Source organism: Enterococcus sp. DIV0755f, assembly GCF_051713725.1.
GTDB classification, from domain to species: Bacteria; Bacillota; Bacilli; order Lactobacillales; family Enterococcaceae; genus Enterococcus_D; species Enterococcus_D casseliflavus.
Genome location: NZ_JBIOQL010000001.1, coordinates 1,664,779 through 1,681,383 on the forward strand (window position 1 = coordinate 1,664,779; position 16,605 = coordinate 1,681,383).

Here is a 16,605-nt window from a genome sequence, read left to right on the forward strand (position 1 = left end):
AGAGATGGAAAAATTAGCTTATACGTATCAAACAATGAAACCAGTCACCAAAAAAGTCCATGTTGGCGTGGTGGGTTCTGGTGACTTGGAAATTCTGCTTTTTCCAACAGACAAACAAGAAACCACCGTTTCAGTTTGTACAGGAAGTGACGGCTTTGGCGATGTGTGGCAAAATCTCTTGACGCGTTTTTTTGAGCGCTATCCAATCAGTGCGCAAATAGTGATCAACGACTTTGGCGCCACTCCCGGTGTGGTTTACCTACGATTAACCCAAGCAATGGAGGAACTAGCAGATGAAGAATAGTTTTGTAGAATTAAATGCTCGAGAACGGGTGCACGCCTTATTGGATGCCAAGAGCGGTCGTGAATTGATCGATCCATTCGACCAAATGATCGCACCCAATCTGGTGGCTCAAGACATCGTGCCACAAAGCGATGATGGGATCGTTGTGTGTCGTGGAACGATTTCTGGAGAAAACGTGGTCGTGATCGCTATGGAAGGGAAATTCCAAGGTGGCGGGATTGGTGAAGTTTCTGGTGCTAAAATCATCGCTGCATTGACGCATGTGTTGGAAGAAAACCAAAAGGGCAATCCGATCACACCGATCATCATCCTCGATACTGGTGGGGTACGCCTCCAAGAAGCGAATTACGGCTTATTGTCGATCGCAGAAATCGGCAATTTGATCGTTGCAATAAAATCGTATGTGCCAGTGATTGGCTTAGTGCCAGGTCGGGTGGGTTCTTTTGGCGGTATGTCGATTACCTCAGCACTTATGAGTTACTTGATAGCGACGAAGAAAGCCCGTATCGGTTTGAACGGTCCTGAAGTCATCGAGCAAGAAGCTGGCGTGAGAGAATTTGATTCCAGTGATAAAGATTTGATTTGGAATACCATTGGCGCCAAACAACGTTTGGAAGCACAGATGATCGATGAACTAGTGACTGACAGTGTCGAATCGATCCAAGAAGCTGTGATTGCGGCGATGGTTGAAAAGAAAGACAGTCATCGCAGCGAAAAAAGTGGTTTTTATCTTTCTCTTTTAAACAAACTTGATCTATCAAAACCGCTGGCTATCGAGGCATTCAATAAGGCTATTGCAGCGCATAAAGCAACTGAAGTGGCACCTATTACTGTAACAGAAGGCCAAGAAGCTGCTGCTGACAGTATCGGTTATCATTGGTTTTCAGCATTGACGAATCTGCAGTTCCCAACCTCAACTAGTGCAACAGTCTATGCAGCTGCATCTGACCTTTTTACTGAAGAAGTCGTTGTTACAGCAATCGTGCCAAACCCAAATAATCCGATGTATCGGGTACGCAATGGAGAAGTTGGTTTAGTCGAAGGGTACGAGATGGGCCATCTGTTAGAAACTGTTTATCACGAAGACAAAGAGAAAGCAATCAAACGGCCAATCGTTGCGGTCATCGATGTCCCTAGCCAAGCGTATGGCTATAATGAAGAATTGATTGGTATTCATGCAGCTTTAGCAAATAGTGCGGCAGCTTATGCCAAACTACGCCAAGCGGGTCATCCAGTGATCGGTTTTATCGCTGGTAATGCGATCTCTGGGGCTTTCTTAGCGCATGGCTTGCAATCAAGTCGTCTGATCGCATTAAATAGTGAAAAGATCACTGTTCAAGCAATGTCAAAAGAAAGTGCAAGTCGAGTCACCAAACGGTCGATTGCAGCGATTGAAGCCGCGGCGGAAAAAGTACCAAGTATTGCTTATGATATCAAAAATTATACGAAACTTGGGGCAATCTTCACTTTCTTATCCTCCATTACGGATCAGTCTGTCACCTCTGAAAGCAAAGCGACTGTAATTGAAGCGATCAATGAGGCGATTGATGATGTGCGTAAAACGAATGACACGATGTTGACCAGTCGCTACACCAATCCGATCGCTAAAAAGAGCGGCCGACTGGAAACGAATAACGTATTTGAAAAAATGAATGCAGAATGGAATGAGTAACGAATGAACCGTGCCCACGATATCGTTCAATTAGATAAAGAAGTTCTTGATATGATTGATATTCCCAAATGGTTTTCTGAAAAAGAACAGCTTTTTGCGACCGTCCGTCGTGGGAAACCCCGTAACCCCAGCTATTTACCAGTGGGGTTGCGCGGGGAAAAGCGGCAAGAACGGTTTGCCTTTGAGGCACCCTGCAACATGATCAAACGAACGATCCATCCTTGGGAATTGATCACTCGTGAGAGCTTTCGATTCAATGAAGTAGCCAATTATCCAGTTTACCGCAGCTATCAACAAGCACGGCTTTTATTGAAGCACTATTCTTGGGGAATCGGTGGCAGCTTGGGTTTTGAATTGGCTGCAAAACAGGCAGCAATCAAGCCGACCAGTGATTTAGATCTGTTGCTTTATGCCGACACGAAAGAAAAGCTGCCACTGGAACTGTTGGAAAAGCAGGCAGCCTTTTTTCAACAGATCGATGTTCAAGTTATCACAAAACAAGGCGGGTTTGCCTTAAAGGAGTATTTGGAACATCCATCAAAAAAAATCTTAGTAAAAACAGACGAAGGGCCAAAACTCACCACTGAGATTTGGTAATTATTAGAAAAGTGAGCGAAAAACATGTTTGAGAACAACGATTTAAAAATCAACATCAGTGATTTCCAAAAAGTATTTGCCGTGACAGCAGTAATGATGCAAACGATTTTGACTTTTGCCTTATCCAATACCCAAGATGAAAAGACTGCAGCATTCATCGGTACCTTTTATGTCTTGGTGAAATTTACCGCACCCCTGTTTATTTTTGCTATTGTTTATAACATGGTTAAGACAAGTCAACATCTGTCTTATCTAGAATTTTTGAAAGAAAAGTTTTTTGAACTTGTCGTGCCATATGTGCTTTGGACGACGGCTTATTTATGGCTGTTTCCCGCTGTCCAACAAGGAAAACCTTATACTGACACAGCAACGTTTTTACTGAAATATGTGACGGGGGATGCGGCGCCACACTTGTGGTATACGATCATGATGCTGCAGATCCAATTGTTGATGCCGTTTTTTGTCTGGTTAGGCTACAAAGTGTTGACGAAGAAAAAAGCTGTTTGGCCAGTATTGATCGTCGCAACTGCTTTGTATGTCGCTTGGTATGTGTTTTACGATCGCCAAGTTTTTGAAGGACCGCATCATGAAAGCTGGTATTTATTGGATCGGTTTGTCTTTAGCTTTGTGATCTATGGGATCTATGGCGAGGCCGCTTTGATTTATCACAAAACCGTCTATCGCTTCCTATACAAGATTCGCTACGCTTTCTTGCCAGTGGGCTTAGCATTAGGGCTATTATCTGCCAATCATCTGCTACATTATGCAGGTGATCTAAGTTTCGCTCATGCACCGTATTTAAATACATTGCAAAGCTTATATAGCTTAGTATTGATTTTTGCAGTCTTTATGTTTGGATCAACCATGATCAAAAACAATGCCCCTCAGTTAGGGACATTTAAGTGGCTGTCTACTTATGCGTATCGGACCTATCTTGCCAATGTTTTTGTCTTTCAAGTCTTGTTGCTATGCTTCAAAGATTTGTTGCTGCAACTGCCAATGGGCATCATGATCATCGTCGCTTATTTGGCAACTGCCAGCTGTGGTTTTTTAACAAGCTATGTTTTGCATGTTTTATGGGTAATGATCAAAGGTCAAATCAAAAACTAGAGGAGGAGTTGGATGTTTGCATTAGCTGTAGAAGAAAATTGTCAACGACTCGCCCAATTGGTAGAAGAAGCCTTGATTGCAGAAGTGACATTGTCCCCAAAACCGGGATTAGTGGATGCCATTGATTCAGGTGCCCATCACGATATGGATCAAGCACTCTTTCTACGATCAGCTCGAGCATTGACGCCATACTTTGAAGAAATGGCCTTGGTGTCTTGGGGAAGCAGCATGTCTCAAGAGTTGCGGGAAGCAATCGCTGCAATCGGTCGGAAGGCAGAACAGGCGATGTTGGCAGCCACTGGTGGCATCAACACTCATAAAGGAGCCATCTGGGCATTAGGCTTGCTCATCAGCGCCGTCAGTAGCCAACTTAGTCGCAAACAGCGGTTTTTTTTACCAGAAGTCTTTTCTGATATCCAATTTCTCACTGCATTTCCTGATCGTGCGCTGATTCAACAAACAGAAAGTCATGGCAAAACTGTTCAAGCCAAATATGGACATCTCGGTGCGTATGGGGAAGCTGCTGCTGGGTTCCCTCATGTTCAAATCGCTCTAGCAGATTATTTTTCTCGGGATTGTTCCAATGAGACCAAAAAAAGGCTCCACATGCTGTTGGCAATCATCGCTACGCTGGACGATACGTGTATTTTATACCGCAGCAATCAAGAGGTACTGGCACTGGTTCAGCAACTCGCACAAAAAGCCAATCAGCAAGCGTTGCCGAACCCAGCATTTCATGCACTAGCAGCCTTCTGCCAGTCAGAAAATGTGTCTCCCGGCGGCAGTGCTGATCTGTTGGCTGCCAGCTTCTTTTTATTGTCCATCAACTCGGTTTTACTCGTAAACGAAGGAACGACCGTTCACCAATAACTCTTTTCCTTAGAAGAAAGGCAACGATTCTTCTAAGGATTTTTTGTTTCATTTTTTCGCTCGATTAAGAAAAATAAAATCTCTTGCTATTTGCATAGTTTAATGATTAGATAATTCTTAGGCACTACTGAAATGCTTCGTTGCTCCATTGCAACGAATAAAGGAGTTACAGATGAAATACTATAATGCTTTTCTTCAAAATCTTGTGTTGCGGCGCTGGACTGTCCTGTTTATGCTTGCGAGCATTCTTTTTTTGTTTCGCAGTCTGATGACCATTCTTTTGCTGACCTTTATCTTTACGTATCTGATTTATCGGCTGGTTCTTTTGCTCCATCGAAAAAGCCATCTGCCCATCAAGCTTACGAGCATCCTGACCTACAGCTTGATTGTTTTTATTCTTTATTTAGTAGCAACAAATTATGTACCCATCATCATCAAACAATCCGTCCAATTAGTCAATTCCGTTGCTGATTTCTACCAACGGACAGACTCCAATAATGAATTGATCGAATATGTCTTGAATTTATTGCAGACCAGCGAATACATCCAGAAATTACAAAGCGGCGTTCTAGTCGTGATCAATTATCTGTATAATTTCGGTGAGTTGGCGTTGACTGTGCTGATCTCCTTTCTGCTTAGCTTCTTCTTTATGATCGATAACAAAAAGACCGTTGCGTTTTCTCGGCTGTTTTTGCAAGGGCGAGGGGCGTGGTTCTTTGAAGATGTTTACTATTTAGGAGCTAAGTTTACGCGGGCTTTCGGAAATGTGATCGAGACGCAGTTGGTGATCGCCTTAGTCAATACAGCGATCACTGTTTTCGCCTTAGCGGTGATGGGCTTTCCGCAGCTGTTGAGTTTGGCGTTGATGATTTTCTTTCTCAGCTTGATTCCTGTTGCTGGTGTGATCATCTCGTGTATTCCATTGACGTTTATTGCCTATTCTATCGGCGGATTTAATGACGTGATCTACATTCTATTGATCATAGTGTTTGTTCATGCGTTGGAATCCTATATCTTAAATCCGCGCTTGATGGCTAATAAAACAGAGATCCCGATGTTTTACACGTTTATTCTCCTGTATCTTAGCGAACATCTCTTTGGCTTGTGGGGCTTGATCATCGGGATCCCATTGTTCACTTTCTTTTTAGATTTAATGAATGTGAAAGAGATTCCGCGATTGCGTAAAAAATCCGATGACACCTTGCAGGACCAATAAAAATGATTGCTGTAAAGGATGGCAATTGATAGAAAAAACCATCTCTGCCGATGAAAGGCGAGATGGCTTTTTTATTTCGCAGCAATTTTTTTCGTAAAGGAGACAAAGCAGATTGCTGAAGAGGGGCTTTGAAACCTGCCTGTTGGGGAATACCCCAATGAATGATAAAAGTGAACCAGTTTGGATTCTTGCAGGATCGTATTCAAACGAATCGTATCTGTTTGTACGTTCCTTTCAATCAAGATCATTGCTTGTCTACCAATCCCGCGGTTCTCGTAGGAGGGAAGAAGGGCGATGGAAGATAGCTTCGTCGTATGTTCCTGCTCAACCGTCAGTTTTATAAAGCCCACGGTTTTCTGAGCGGTCATGATTAAATAATAAGTGGTATTCGACGCAGAAAACTTTGCGTTTAGCTTCTCGAAACTTTGTAAATAGGGAGAAGTTTCTTTGTCTTGATAACGGAGAAAGAGGGATTTGAAGGCCGCTTTTTGTATCAAGTAGATTGAAAGCAGATCGGAAAGCTTCGCTTCTTTAAGCTGAATGAGCATGCACACCTCCAAAAAAAATCAGACATCATTTATTGAAAGACATTGATTCGGCATAGCAGATCCTGCTGGAAAAGCCATCGAATAGCAGTCTTTCATTGGCTCGTTTCTGTTTTGATCCTTCCCTCAACCACAGGTTCACAAACGAAGAGATCCGCAGGGGTTCGTGCCGTCGTTGTTTTATTGAAAAAGATCATTTATCGATGTCACTAAGTCGTCATAGGTTTGACCGGTAGCGATTGCATAAACGGAAAGCAAAAAGACGAGTGCTGCTGCCAACACGTAAAAAATACGGAGGCGATAGCCGTCACCTGTCCGACGATTTTTTACAAAAGTAAAAACCGTCACAGCTAGATAAGCGAAGGTCAATAAACAAATAAGATACGTTATAATTTCTGGAGTCATAAGCGTTTTCCTTTCTTTTTTTATTTGTATAAAAACATACTCAATAAATATAATATAACCATTTCAATAGCGTCAAAGAAAGCGCTCAATTTTTGACAAAAAAACTGACCGAGTGGCAACCACTGGTCAGTTCTATTCAAAAACGATGGGGCATGATCTTAATTGTCTTTTTTTTCCGCATCTAGTAAGCTTCTTAGTTCATCAGCTAAAGCGATACAGGCAATACTATCTGTTAAGGACATCAGGGGATTTTCGAGTTGTCCTTGTGCAAGAGCGGTATGAACTGCTTGAATCTCCGAATGGAAATCATCGATCTCGTACCCAATATCATAGACCGTGTCTTCTTGGTCAATCGTCACGGTAAAAGAAGCGGGGCGATGGAAGTTGGGGATCGTGATTTTCCCTTTTGTTCCTTGTAACTCCGCCACCGTCTCTTTTGTTTGGTCAAATCCAGTCTCAATCACTGCAACAAAGTCTTCACTGACAAAGCGTGCTTCAACATAGGTATCAACCCCAGTTTCATACAGGCTGTAATCGATCAATTCGGCAGTTAAATTTTCTGGTGAAAAATCTTGGATAAAGGCTAAGTTATAGATCCCCATATCCAATAAAGCACCCCCTTGTTTTGGCAGATAATGGTAAGAACTGCCTTCGACTGGTAAATGGCGGCGAAAAGTAGTCGTGACACTTGTTAGCTCACCGATATGACCACTATCCACAAGTTCTTTTAGTTTGCGATACGCTGGGGTGAAGCGTGGCTTCATGGCTTCCATAAAGAAGACTTCGTGTGCTTGAGCTTGTTTTTGTACATCGCGCATTTCTTGTGCAGTCAAGGTTGCTGGTTTTTCACATAAAACAGCTTTTTTCGCTTGAAAGGCTTTGATGATCCATTCATAATGATACAAATGTGGCAAAGCAATATAAACGACATCGATAGTTGGATCATCTAATAGGTTTTGGTAGTCATCAAAGACGGCATCACACGGAAATTTTGCTTGAAACGCTTGCGCTTTTTCCATCGTACGACAAGCAACCCCATAAAGCTGGGCGTCTTGAAAATTTTCTAAACTTGCAGCAAAGCGATTGGCGATATTTCCGGCACCAATAATTCCCCAATTGATCATTTCATTTCCCTCTTTTCTTCAGTTGACGGGTATTCTGAGAGAATCCCTGATTCCAAAACAGTTTGTTTTTTTCTTAACTCGACAATATTTTTTTGGTATTCTTTGGCATACAGCAATGCAAACAGTGAATCTAAAATATACTCAAAGGCGACCTGTGAAGAAAAGGTGCCGACTTTGAGAAAATCACGTTCATCATGAGAAGCGATGATCGCATGGGTCGCTAATGGGATGATTTTCGCATGGGCGTTTCCAGAAATCACGATCACTGGTACGCCGACATCACGAAAGTGCTGCATGATTTTTTCGTATTGCGTATTTTTCCCCCGATAGGTAATAAACACGGCACAATCATTTTTCGTGACGTTCGATGCATTCCACGCATCATCCCCATATTCATCAGCTAGGATCAGATACTTATTGATTTTGACCAACTTATTTTGAAAACTTCTTGCCCGGATCTGAGAATCGCCGCGAGCAAATAAGAAAATCCGTTGCGCAGCTTCCAACGATTGCACCACTGCTTCCATCGTTTCTGGGGCAACCTGAGCGTGGGTTTTGTGAATCGAGTTGATCGTTAGATCGGCCATTTTTTTCAAAATGTCAGGTGTTTGATCCTTAGGCGAAAAGGGAAAATTCGCGTCAACAAAGGTTGGGTTGAACATCTGATTATGGGCAATTTCAGCCAGACCTAAGCGAAAACTTTTAAATCCTTCATACCCCATCTTTTTGGCTAGACGAATGACGGAAGAGTGGGATGTGTATGTATGCTTAGCGATGACTTCAATCGTCAACGAAGGCACATCATTGATATTTTGCAAAATATAATCGGCAATCCGTTTCTCCGTATTGGTCAATCCTTCTTGAAGCCGTAATTTATCTCCTAATAACATCAAACCACCTCTTTCTAATCATAGCCTAGGACAAAGAAAACCAAAAGCAAAAACTGTATCTTTTTAGCAATTTGGTAAAAATGTTCAGAACCACTCAGCAGTTTGCGAAAAAGTCTGGTCAAAAGAACCTGTTTTTGGCAAAAGACTTCTCATTTCGAAGGATATCAGCAATAATCAAGCTATCAATTCATAGGAGGCGTCATAATGTTAACTATCGCATATCTCGGAAACGGAAAAAGCACCAATCGCTACCATCTGCCTTTTTCAACCAAGCTGCAGGATAAGATCAAAGTAAAGACGATCTATTCACCAAGCGGAAAGCTGACCTGGCCAACACTAGAAGGTGTTCATTACACCTCTGACTTAGAGGATATCTACCGTGATCCTGAAATTCAATTAGTTGTGGTCACGACCCCCAGTCATTTGCATTATGAATTAGGCAAGGATGTCTTGCTTCATGGGAAAAATGTCTTGATCGAAAAACCTTTTACGGAAACTTCGGCACAAGCAAAGGAATTGTTCGCACTGGCGCAGGAGAAAGGCTTGTTTGTGCAATGCTATCAAAATCGCCGCTTTGATTCCGATTTTTTGACCACGCAAAAAGTGATCGAAAGCGGCGTGCTCGGAGATCTCTTAGAAGTAGAGATGCATTATGATTATTTTCGTCCAGAGATTCCACGGTCAGTGACCGAATTTTCATTGAATACTAGCTACTTGTACGGACACGCTTGTCATACACTGGACCAAGTGATCTCCTATTTTGGACAACCAGACGATGTCCATTATGAGGTTCGGCAATTGCTTGGAAAAAATCGCATGAATGATTACTTCGATTTGGATCTGTTTTATGGTCGAATGAAAGTCTCAGTCAAATCTAGTTACTTCCGATTAAAAGAGCGGCCTAGTTTTGTCGTTTATGGCGAAAACGGCGTTTTTGTAAAACAAACCAAGGATCGACAAGAAGAGCATCTAAAACAGTTTTATCTCCCAGATCATGCCGATTTTGGGATCGATTTGCCAGAGCACTATGGCACACTAACTTATATGGATGCTAAAGGGAACTACCATGAAGAAAAAGTCATCTCTGAAATTGGTGATTATAGCCGTGTGTATGAGGGCGTCTATGAAACGATCATCCATGGCAAAGAGAAAATCGTGAAAGACGAAGAAACGATTTTACAAATCGAAATGCTAGAAACAGGCATCAATCAAGTGATTACTGAGTCATAAGGCAGGGTGATTATGGGGCTTTTGACAAACAAAGCGCCTGAAGGCATCAACTGACTCAACGTAAAGGAGTAGATCCGAATCGAACCTTCAGAAATCCTGCAAGAAGAACAGCAGCTGCAGTTTGCTCATTTTGACAATGACCTCGCATTGCGGTTGGTTATTGCCATCGATCAGTACGTTAAAAGGAATTACCCGAAGCCGGTAGGGATCAAAGTTGTTCATCAGGGCTTGCCGATCATTCGATTTTTAATGGCAGGGCGAAAAGAAAGCCCTTGGCTTGAAAGAAAAGAACGAACGGTACTAGAAAGCGGGCATAGTTCACTATACGTCTATGCGCAAAAAGATAGAGATATACAATTTGCTAAATGGGCACAAGACGAACATTATGCAATTTGTGGTGGTGGTTTTCCAATTATCGAAGACAGAAAAGTCACTGGTGCTATCTGTGTGTCAGGTTTGGCTCATTTAGAGGATCATAAAGTGATCACCGAAGTATTGAAACAAATGATTTAAGAAGATAGAAAAGGGGAAGCAAGATGAACTTAGCGATTTTAGGGGCAGGCATGATCGTCCATGATTTTTTAACGGTGGCAGGGGATGTCCCACAACTTGAACTGTCCGCTATTTTTGGGACAGAAAATGATTTAGAAAAAATGAATCACTTAAAACAGCAATACAAGATTCAAACCGTCTACACAGAGTTAGGGGCATGTTTGGCGGATCCATCCGTTGACACCGTGTATGTCGCACTGCCCAATCATTTGCATTATTCCTTTGCCAAAGAAGCGATCCTCGCTGGCAAACACGTCATTTGTGAAAAGCCATTTACGTTGCAGACACGAGAATTAGTAGAATTAGCAGAATTGGCTGCTGCCCACAAGGTGCTTTTGATCGAAGCCATCACAAATCAGTACTTAGCCAACTATCAAGGAATAAAAGCGCAGCTTGAAACATTGGGAGAGCTGAAAGTGATTGAATGCAACTATTCGCAGTATTCTTCTCGTTATGATTTATTCAAAGAGGGAACCGTTTTACCTGCATTTAACCCGAAAATGGGTGGTGGGGCATTGATGGATATCAATATCTATAATATTCATTTTGTCGTCGGGCTTTTAGGAAAACCAAAAAGTGTCCGCTATTTTGCTAATGTCGAACAGGGGATCGATACTTCTGGCATGCTGTTTTTAGACTATGAACAAACAAAAGTCGTTTGTATCGGCGCCAAAGATTCGACAGCGACGATTCGTTCAACGATCCAAGGGACGAAAGGATCGATCATCGTCAATGGGCCGACGAATATGCTTGCCAGCTATGACGTTGAACCGGTCCATGGGGCAAAAAGCCATCAGGATCGCAGCGTTAACGGACATCGTATGTTTGAAGAATTTGTCCGTTTTGCACAAGCCATTCACGAAAATGATCAGGCCTTTGTCAAGGAACGTCTTGCCCATAGCAAGCTGGTGATGGAAGTCGTGGAAAAAGCATTGGCAGATGCCCAGATCGTATTAGGATAATCGCATCAATGAGGAAAGACACCAGCTTCTTAGAAAAGTTGCTGGTGTCTTTGTCTGTTGTCTTATTTTTTCTTCTTTAAACTCAATAAGGTTAGTGGGATACCCAAGGTGAGGTAGCCGACAATCGTCATCAAACAGACCACCAGCCAAAAGTTATCTACTGCTAGAAATGCAATCAGGCCATATGCCACCAGAATCGAGAGAAAATAAAAAAGAAAGAGCTGAAAAAAACGTTTAAAACTCACAGTCATTCATTCTCCTTTGTCGTTAAACTGACAAGAAAAGTATACCACATCAAATGCAACTTCAAGGGCTGAATGTGATCTTTCGCAGGAGCCGCTAAAGGCGAATTGTTTTGTCGACTGGCCGTGATTCGCTATACTTGAAGGGAAGAGAAAGCGCAGGAATATTTTTTTAGGAGAAGGAGGAGACAGATGAAAAAGGTGGATGTACTGATTATCGGAGCGGGTCCAGCTGGAACGGCTGCTGCCTATGGGTTAAAAGCCAAAGGTAAGACAGTGGCGATCGTTGAAGCCGATTTATGGGGTGGCACTTGCCCCAATCGCGGGTGCGATCCAAAAAAACTACTGATGCGAGGCGTAGAAGTCAAAACAGAGGCGAAACGTATGCAAGGCAATGGTGTTCAAGGGCAGGTAGCCATTGATTGGCCGGCACTGATGTCGTTTAAGCGCTCGTATACCGATCGGGTGCCAGAGTCAACCAAACAAGGGTTACTAGCAGAAGGGATCACTACTTACTACGGACAAGCCGCTTTTCGTGATGCCCATACGGTCGTCGTGGACGCAGAAGAGATTCAAGCAGAAAAAATAATTATTGCGACAGGACAGCGTCCAGCCGTACTGCCCATCGTCGGCAAGGAGCATTTACAAAGCAGTACTGATTTTCTTTCCTTTGAAAAGATGCCAGCAACGATTGCTTTCATAGGTGCTGGGTATATTACCTTCGAATTGGCAATGATCGCTCAAGCAGCAGGTGCTGAAGTTTATGTGATCCATCATAATGACCAGCCGCTAAAAGGATTTGATGCTGAATTGACCGCAGAAATGGTTCGTTCAATGCAGGACCAAGGCGTTTCGTTCCACTTTAATCAGAACACGCAGCGAATCACGAAAGAACAAAACCACTATACGATCCAGACACAAGCATTGTCTCTCACCGTAGAAGCAGTGATTGGTGCCACGGGACGCAGACCCAATAGCGACCAGCTGCAATTGGAAAAGGCAGGGGTAGAAACGTCAAAACAAGGGATCGTAGTTAATGAATTTTTGCAGACTAGTCAAAGACACATCTATGCAATCGGGGATGTGCTAGCGAAAAAGCAGCCCAAACTGACGCCTGTTGCCAGCTTTGAAGCCGCCTATCTTGTCGATCATATAGATGACCAGAAAACACCCATCCGCTATCCGCTGATCCCTACGCTGGTTTTTGGTGCGGAAAAACTGGCAAGAGTCGGGATCAGTGAGCAAGAGATTGCCGATAATGCCTCAGAATATCATAGCGAGGTGATGGATCTTTCTTCTTGGTATACCTATCGACGAATCAATGATCAAGATGCAAAAATCAAATTGGTTTATGACACATCTGATACCATCGTTGCGGTCACGATTGTTTCTGCATTGGCCGATGAGTTGATCAACCACTTCGTTTTTGTGTTGGAGAATCAGCTATCGAAAGAAGCGCTGGCCCAAATGATTTTTGCCTACCCAACACCTGCTAGCGATTTGTCCTATTTTCTATAAATAATCAAACAAGCCTGCGCTAGTTTCCGCTAGCACAGGCTCTAAATTATTATGTCCGTATTGACTATAGTCCGTGAACCTTAAATGAACCTTAAAGTTAGGCTGGGTTTCATTTAAGTAATGTCTTTGTTTTCTAGTAACCCTAGGTTTAGGCTTTTTTTGACAGCCGGCGGACAGCAGCAATCAGTAAGATCGCCGACAAGAAGAGTCCGACCAAATAGATGATGAAAACAGAATCTGGCTCATAGTGCCGATAATTGAATATTTTTACCATAAAAAAGAGAAACGGGATCGCTGCAATAAGGGTTGAAACGAAACGTTTCCGCCATTGTATGAAAAACGATCCAATCACTAGAAAAAGACAAAACGGGATCCAAAAGACCAAATGTCCGATAAGTTCGATTTTTCACACCTCCTAGCAAGTAAAATCATCATAACGTTTCTTCCTAAAAAGCAAGCGTGAAGGAAAAAATAATCCCATTAGGCATGTATGAAATTATGAGTGGAGTCTTCTGAAAAGTTCACAAGAAATCTGAGAATTTCAAAAGGAAATGAAAAAACGAACGGTTAGGAATATCCCAATAGTCCGAGACAAAAAATACCTCTTGCAGCAGTCCTTTTTTATGGCAAGATATTCTTACTATAAAAAAGGGAAATGACTATACCAATGTCCAACAGATCCTTATAATAAAATCCTTTCAGTGGGCCAATGTGTAAGAAAAATCCGAGAATCATTAATACAAACAGCAGCAGGAAAAGCAGGTTGAAAGCGGTCATCAAGCGAAAACTGAAATGCCAATTACTCAGGAAATACTGATATTTCGCTGCTCGGTAAACTTTGTTTTGAATCGGAATTTTCTTGAGTGCAGGGATCGATTCATGATAGGACGTAAATAATTCGTAGTCTTTTTTCGTCAGTACTTCTGAGAAAATGTGCGTCCCTGCCTGAAAGTCGAAATAGCCCCAATGGAATTGTTCTTTATCCTCTGGTGATTCGTGCTTCATCAGCTTTCTTGGCTTGATCGTGAACGCCTTGATGGTCTCATAGGGGTAACTGAAATAGGTGTTACTTTCTAAATAGTCGATGATGACCAGAAAAAGCATGCGGGTTTCTGTGAAAACTAACAAACGATTGCCGCGGGTATCATGAAAGATGTCACGGTATGCTTTTGCTTTCTCGGTTGTTGCATAGGCATAGGCGCCAAGCCCTTGATTGGCGAAGGCGAGGTTTCCATCTGGCGTCAAAGGCAGATAGCCAAGAATCGTTTCGTCTTTTGCTAAAAGCGTCCGAAGCTCCTCTAATAGATCTTGCAAGAAAACATATTGTTTGGATAGCTCGAAGGTTGCTGCTTTTTCTTGTTCAGATATTTTTGTCAGTGAATTGTTTTCATTTAAGACTAACTGTTTAAAATCCATCGATAGTCATCCTTTCTTTTAAGCGTTTGCGGCCACGGGAAAGACGATTGTAGATCGCTGAGACATTTAAGTCCGTCTGCTCTGCGATGGTTTCGGGTGACTCTTGGTAAAAATAGTAGAGCAGAAAAATCCTTTGATCGAGGGCTTCAAGGTCTTCAATAAAGCCCAAAAAGGTTTCCTTTGTCAAAGGTGAGTCTTCAATAGCTAGTTCCTGCTCATCAACAGGTTTTTCTTCCAGTGAGCGCTTGTTCAACTTCCGCTTGTGGTCAATCGCACGACTACGACTGATCAAAAGCAGCCAAGTAATCAAGCGGCTTCTTTCTGGTTGGTACGCAGCAATCTTTTGCCAAACCTCGTAAAAAACTTCGTTCGCTACATCTTGGCGCTCGCTCACTTCATGCGGTTGGGAGAGGACACTATGAATCGTCCTCAGCATGCTATCACCATAAACAGCTAACAGTTCTTCTAAGCCGGCATAGTCTTTCTTTTTGATTCGTTCAATGATTTCTTCATCCTGCACCTTTTTCACCCCTTCACACTATATACGAAGAATGTTTGCCTTTTCTATCAGAAAAAGAAAAAAACCTCTGTTAACGAGGTTCATGTTCTTTGGCCAGAAGATCTGTTGCCAAGCGCTGGGCCAAATATTCCCAAAGAATGCCGCCAAAAAAAGCGCCTATCATATAAAGAATGACTGCTTGCAGCTCCAATGGATTATTTGCTAGCCAGAAAGAAAATAGCGAGCCGATGATGAATAGGTAGCTGCCAAAAAGCACTTGTCGCCACGAGCGTTTTTTAACAAACTTGCTAATGAGAAAGGTTGAAAGGATCATCAAGAGAATTTGGATGAATGCCAGCGAAGGCAAAAGTGCAAAGTCAGAAACAACCATTTCCCAAAATTGTTGAATCAAGAAAAAGAAAGCAAAGAGAATGAGCCCGCTTGATAATGTACTAAGCCGCAAGGAAGATATTTTTTTTCGCATTAGTTTACTCCTTGAAAGGTTTTCTTTATTATAGCAAATTTTTAATTAAATAATGTAAAAAGATGAACGAGAAGATCTGCAAAAAAACTTCTCCTACATGTGCCCACTTTTAGTATACTTGAAAGAAACGAGTGGATGGACTCGATACATAAGGAGGATTTCATGCCAACGATTCTTTTTGCGCCTGCCAAATGGTCCTCAGAAAGCGATGCAGGAGATTGAACACTTTTTAGAAAAAAACAATTTTCCTATTAAAAAAGAACGATTATCATTGAGATAATCACTCTTTTTTTAATAGATATCTACTAGCATCAGCAAGCCTGGGACCCACGTAGTGAAGATACCACAAGCGATCGCAAAATAATGAATCTTACGACCAAAATTTACCTTCACGATCGTATCCAAAAAGCCGCAAAACCATAACGCTCCCCATGTTAACCAAATCAATGCAAAGAGGGGATCTTGCTCCCATTGCCAAGAGACCCAAGCAAAAGGTAAGGTATTGATGGCTACGAATAGTGCGAAAATCCCATAAATACGTAGATCTAAATCAAAAAGGTAAATGATCCCTACCAACAAATACGTGAAGGCAAAGAGAAAGCCAGTGCCTGCTTCATAATAAGCGCCTTGAAGCATATAGATTAGATTGATAATAAAAGATAACGTACCTGTAAAAAGATTGATCAAAGCAAGTGAGCGGTAGTCAATGTGAAGTAAGCTGCCCCAGCCGTTGATTATCAAAGTAATTCCTACAAAAAATAAACCGATCCCTAACATAAAATCCTCCTTTACTTAAATTTAGAATAACAAATTCTAAGAAAAAATAATAGCTCTATTTATTTTTAGGTCAATAAAAAGGAAAATAATTTTGAAATTTGCTATTTTTTGCTGCTAAATTTGATAAAATCAATACCAAAGAGCGCTGCTAGCCGATGCTTTTCTCGTTAAGGGGAAAATTTCAGCGTATAA

General features: G+C 42.1%; 20 protein-coding genes. 10 read left to right on the top strand and 10 right to left on the bottom strand.

Annotated elements, in window-relative coordinates; genetic code table 11:
- Positions 1-4: 4 nt before the first annotated feature.
- The 6 genes from IGI73_RS07500 (at position 5) to IGI73_RS07525 (ending at position 5,769) form a co-directional block, all read left to right on the top strand.
- Positions 5-304 carry a malonate decarboxylase subunit delta gene (locus IGI73_RS07500; RefSeq protein WP_428206243.1) on the top strand — a complete coding sequence of 100 codons (300 nt, stop codon included), beginning with the start codon at positions 5-7 and terminating at the stop codon, positions 302-304.
- The gene (gene mdcD / locus IGI73_RS07505; RefSeq protein WP_428206242.1) at positions 294-1,976 is read left to right on the top strand and encodes a biotin-independent malonate decarboxylase subunit beta; all 1,683 of its coding nucleotides are present in this window, start codon (positions 294-296) and stop codon (positions 1,974-1,976) included. The genes IGI73_RS07500 and mdcD overlap by 11 nt, the downstream gene beginning before the upstream one ends.
- Positions 1,977-1,979: 3 nt before the next feature.
- A complete protein-coding gene (locus IGI73_RS07510) occupies positions 1,980-2,573 on the top strand; it encodes a malonate decarboxylase holo-ACP synthase (RefSeq protein WP_016620112.1) in 594 nt (197 codons plus the stop codon).
- A gap of 24 nt (positions 2,574-2,597) precedes the next feature.
- Positions 2,598-3,683, top strand: coding sequence for an acyltransferase family protein (locus tag IGI73_RS07515; RefSeq protein WP_428206241.1), 1,086 nt, complete (start codon positions 2,598-2,600; stop codon positions 3,681-3,683).
- A gap of 12 nt (positions 3,684-3,695) precedes the next feature.
- Positions 3,696-4,553: a triphosphoribosyl-dephospho-CoA synthase gene (locus IGI73_RS07520; protein WP_428206240.1), complete on the top strand. Its 858-nt coding sequence runs from the start codon at positions 3,696-3,698 to the stop codon at positions 4,551-4,553.
- Between the two features lie 172 nt (positions 4,554-4,725).
- The gene (locus tag IGI73_RS07525) at positions 4,726-5,769 is read left to right on the top strand and encodes an AI-2E family transporter (RefSeq protein WP_428206239.1); all 1,044 of its coding nucleotides are present in this window, start codon (positions 4,726-4,728) and stop codon (positions 5,767-5,769) included.
- Positions 5,770-5,840: 71 nt separating this feature from the next.
- On the opposite strand, the gene IGI73_RS07530 is transcribed toward IGI73_RS07525, so the two are convergent.
- The 4 genes from IGI73_RS07530 to IGI73_RS07545 form a co-directional block, all read right to left on the bottom strand.
- The gene (locus tag IGI73_RS07530) at positions 5,841-6,317 is read right to left on the bottom strand and encodes a GNAT family N-acetyltransferase (protein ID WP_428206238.1); all 477 of its coding nucleotides are present in this window, start codon (positions 6,315-6,317) and stop codon (positions 5,841-5,843) included.
- 177 nt (positions 6,318-6,494) lie between these two features.
- On the bottom strand, positions 6,495-6,719 hold the full coding sequence (locus IGI73_RS07535) for a hypothetical protein (RefSeq protein ID WP_005226057.1): 225 nt from the start codon (positions 6,717-6,719) through the stop codon (positions 6,495-6,497).
- 158 nt (positions 6,720-6,877) lie between these two features.
- On the bottom strand, positions 6,878-7,843 hold the full coding sequence (locus IGI73_RS07540; RefSeq protein WP_428206237.1) for a Gfo/Idh/MocA family protein: 966 nt from the start codon (positions 7,841-7,843) through the stop codon (positions 6,878-6,880).
- A complete protein-coding gene (locus IGI73_RS07545; protein ID WP_421758561.1) occupies positions 7,840-8,733 on the bottom strand; it encodes a MurR/RpiR family transcriptional regulator in 894 nt (297 codons plus the stop codon). The genes IGI73_RS07540 and IGI73_RS07545 overlap by 4 nt, the downstream gene beginning before the upstream one ends.
- Positions 8,734-8,937: 204 nt before the next feature.
- Here IGI73_RS07545 and IGI73_RS07550 point away from each other — a divergent pair, with 204 nt between their 5' ends.
- The 3 genes from IGI73_RS07550 (at position 8,938) to IGI73_RS07560 (ending at position 11,477) form a co-directional block, all read left to right on the top strand.
- The gene (locus IGI73_RS07550; RefSeq protein ID WP_428206236.1) at positions 8,938-9,963 is read left to right on the top strand and encodes a Gfo/Idh/MocA family oxidoreductase; all 1,026 of its coding nucleotides are present in this window, start codon (positions 8,938-8,940) and stop codon (positions 9,961-9,963) included.
- 114 nt (positions 9,964-10,077) lie between these two features.
- On the top strand, positions 10,078-10,476 hold the full coding sequence (locus IGI73_RS07555) for a heme-binding protein (RefSeq protein WP_080542651.1): 399 nt from the start codon (positions 10,078-10,080) through the stop codon (positions 10,474-10,476).
- A 23-nt stretch (positions 10,477-10,499) separates the two neighbouring features.
- Positions 10,500-11,477 (top strand): Gfo/Idh/MocA family protein, encoded by a 978-nt coding sequence (locus IGI73_RS07560; RefSeq protein WP_428206235.1) that lies wholly within the window; start codon positions 10,500-10,502, stop codon positions 11,475-11,477.
- Positions 11,478-11,539: 62 nt separating this feature from the next.
- On the opposite strand, the gene IGI73_RS07565 is transcribed toward IGI73_RS07560, so the two are convergent.
- On the bottom strand, positions 11,540-11,728 hold the full coding sequence (locus IGI73_RS07565; RefSeq protein WP_005226063.1) for a hypothetical protein: 189 nt from the start codon (positions 11,726-11,728) through the stop codon (positions 11,540-11,542).
- Between the two features lie 183 nt (positions 11,729-11,911).
- Between IGI73_RS07565 and IGI73_RS07570 the strand changes: the two genes are divergently transcribed.
- On the top strand, positions 11,912-13,237 hold the full coding sequence (locus IGI73_RS07570; protein ID WP_428206234.1) for a dihydrolipoyl dehydrogenase family protein: 1,326 nt from the start codon (positions 11,912-11,914) through the stop codon (positions 13,235-13,237).
- 242 nt (positions 13,238-13,479) lie between these two features.
- Here IGI73_RS07570 and IGI73_RS07575 read toward each other — a convergent pair whose 3' ends face one another.
- The 5 genes from IGI73_RS07575 to IGI73_RS07595 form a co-directional block, all read right to left on the bottom strand.
- Positions 13,480-13,647, bottom strand: coding sequence for a hypothetical protein (locus tag IGI73_RS07575; protein ID WP_005235914.1), 168 nt, complete (start codon positions 13,645-13,647; stop codon positions 13,480-13,482).
- 211 nt (positions 13,648-13,858) lie between these two features.
- Entirely contained in the window at positions 13,859-14,653 is a 795-nt protein-coding gene (locus tag IGI73_RS07580) for a hypothetical protein (protein ID WP_159161335.1), read from the bottom strand.
- Positions 14,643-15,182 (bottom strand): sigma-70 family RNA polymerase sigma factor, encoded by a 540-nt coding sequence (locus IGI73_RS07585; protein WP_208773224.1) that lies wholly within the window; start codon positions 15,180-15,182, stop codon positions 14,643-14,645. Before IGI73_RS07585 ends, IGI73_RS07580 begins: the two co-directional genes overlap by 11 nt.
- A 61-nt stretch (positions 15,183-15,243) precedes the next feature.
- A complete protein-coding gene (locus IGI73_RS07590; protein WP_010748336.1) occupies positions 15,244-15,636 on the bottom strand; it encodes a hypothetical protein in 393 nt (130 codons plus the stop codon).
- Between the two features lie 291 nt (positions 15,637-15,927).
- Entirely contained in the window at positions 15,928-16,413 is a 486-nt protein-coding gene (locus tag IGI73_RS07595) for an AmiS/UreI family transporter (protein ID WP_428206233.1), read from the bottom strand.
- Positions 16,414-16,605 lie beyond the last annotated feature (192 nt).

Excerpts from the sequence above, each read along its gene's own strand:
- IGI73_RS07500 (WP_428206243.1), top strand. The coding sequence starts at position 5 with ATGGAAAAATTAGCTTATACGTATCAAACAATGAAACCAGTCACCAAA.
- mdcD (WP_428206242.1), top strand. The coding sequence starts at position 294 with ATGAAGAATAGTTTTGTAGAATTAAATGCTCGAGAACGGGTGCACGCC.
- IGI73_RS07510 (WP_016620112.1), top strand. The coding sequence starts at position 1,980 with ATGAACCGTGCCCACGATATCGTTCAATTAGATAAAGAAGTTCTTGAT.
- IGI73_RS07515 (WP_428206241.1), top strand. The coding sequence starts at position 2,598 with ATGTTTGAGAACAACGATTTAAAAATCAACATCAGTGATTTCCAAAAA.
- IGI73_RS07520 (WP_428206240.1), top strand. The coding sequence starts at position 3,696 with ATGTTTGCATTAGCTGTAGAAGAAAATTGTCAACGACTCGCCCAATTG.
- IGI73_RS07525 (WP_428206239.1), top strand. The coding sequence starts at position 4,726 with ATGAAATACTATAATGCTTTTCTTCAAAATCTTGTGTTGCGGCGCTGG.
- IGI73_RS07530 (WP_428206238.1), bottom strand. The coding sequence starts at position 6,317 with ATGCTCATTCAGCTTAAAGAAGCGAAGCTTTCCGATCTGCTTTCAATC.
- IGI73_RS07535 (WP_005226057.1), bottom strand. The coding sequence starts at position 6,719 with ATGACTCCAGAAATTATAACGTATCTTATTTGTTTATTGACCTTCGCT.
- IGI73_RS07540 (WP_428206237.1), bottom strand. The coding sequence starts at position 7,843 with ATGATCAATTGGGGAATTATTGGTGCCGGAAATATCGCCAATCGCTTT.
- IGI73_RS07545 (WP_421758561.1), bottom strand. The coding sequence starts at position 8,733 with ATGTTATTAGGAGATAAATTACGGCTTCAAGAAGGATTGACCAATACG.
- IGI73_RS07550 (WP_428206236.1), top strand. The coding sequence starts at position 8,938 with ATGTTAACTATCGCATATCTCGGAAACGGAAAAAGCACCAATCGCTAC.
- IGI73_RS07560 (WP_428206235.1), top strand. The coding sequence starts at position 10,500 with ATGAACTTAGCGATTTTAGGGGCAGGCATGATCGTCCATGATTTTTTA.
- IGI73_RS07565 (WP_005226063.1), bottom strand. The coding sequence starts at position 11,728 with ATGACTGTGAGTTTTAAACGTTTTTTTCAGCTCTTTCTTTTTTATTTT.
- IGI73_RS07570 (WP_428206234.1), top strand. The coding sequence starts at position 11,912 with ATGAAAAAGGTGGATGTACTGATTATCGGAGCGGGTCCAGCTGGAACG.
- IGI73_RS07580 (WP_159161335.1), bottom strand. The coding sequence starts at position 14,653 with ATGGATTTTAAACAGTTAGTCTTAAATGAAAACAATTCACTGACAAAA.
- IGI73_RS07590 (WP_010748336.1), bottom strand. The coding sequence starts at position 15,636 with ATGCGAAAAAAAATATCTTCCTTGCGGCTTAGTACATTATCAAGCGGG.
- IGI73_RS07595 (WP_428206233.1), bottom strand. The coding sequence starts at position 16,413 with ATGTTAGGGATCGGTTTATTTTTTGTAGGAATTACTTTGATAATCAAC.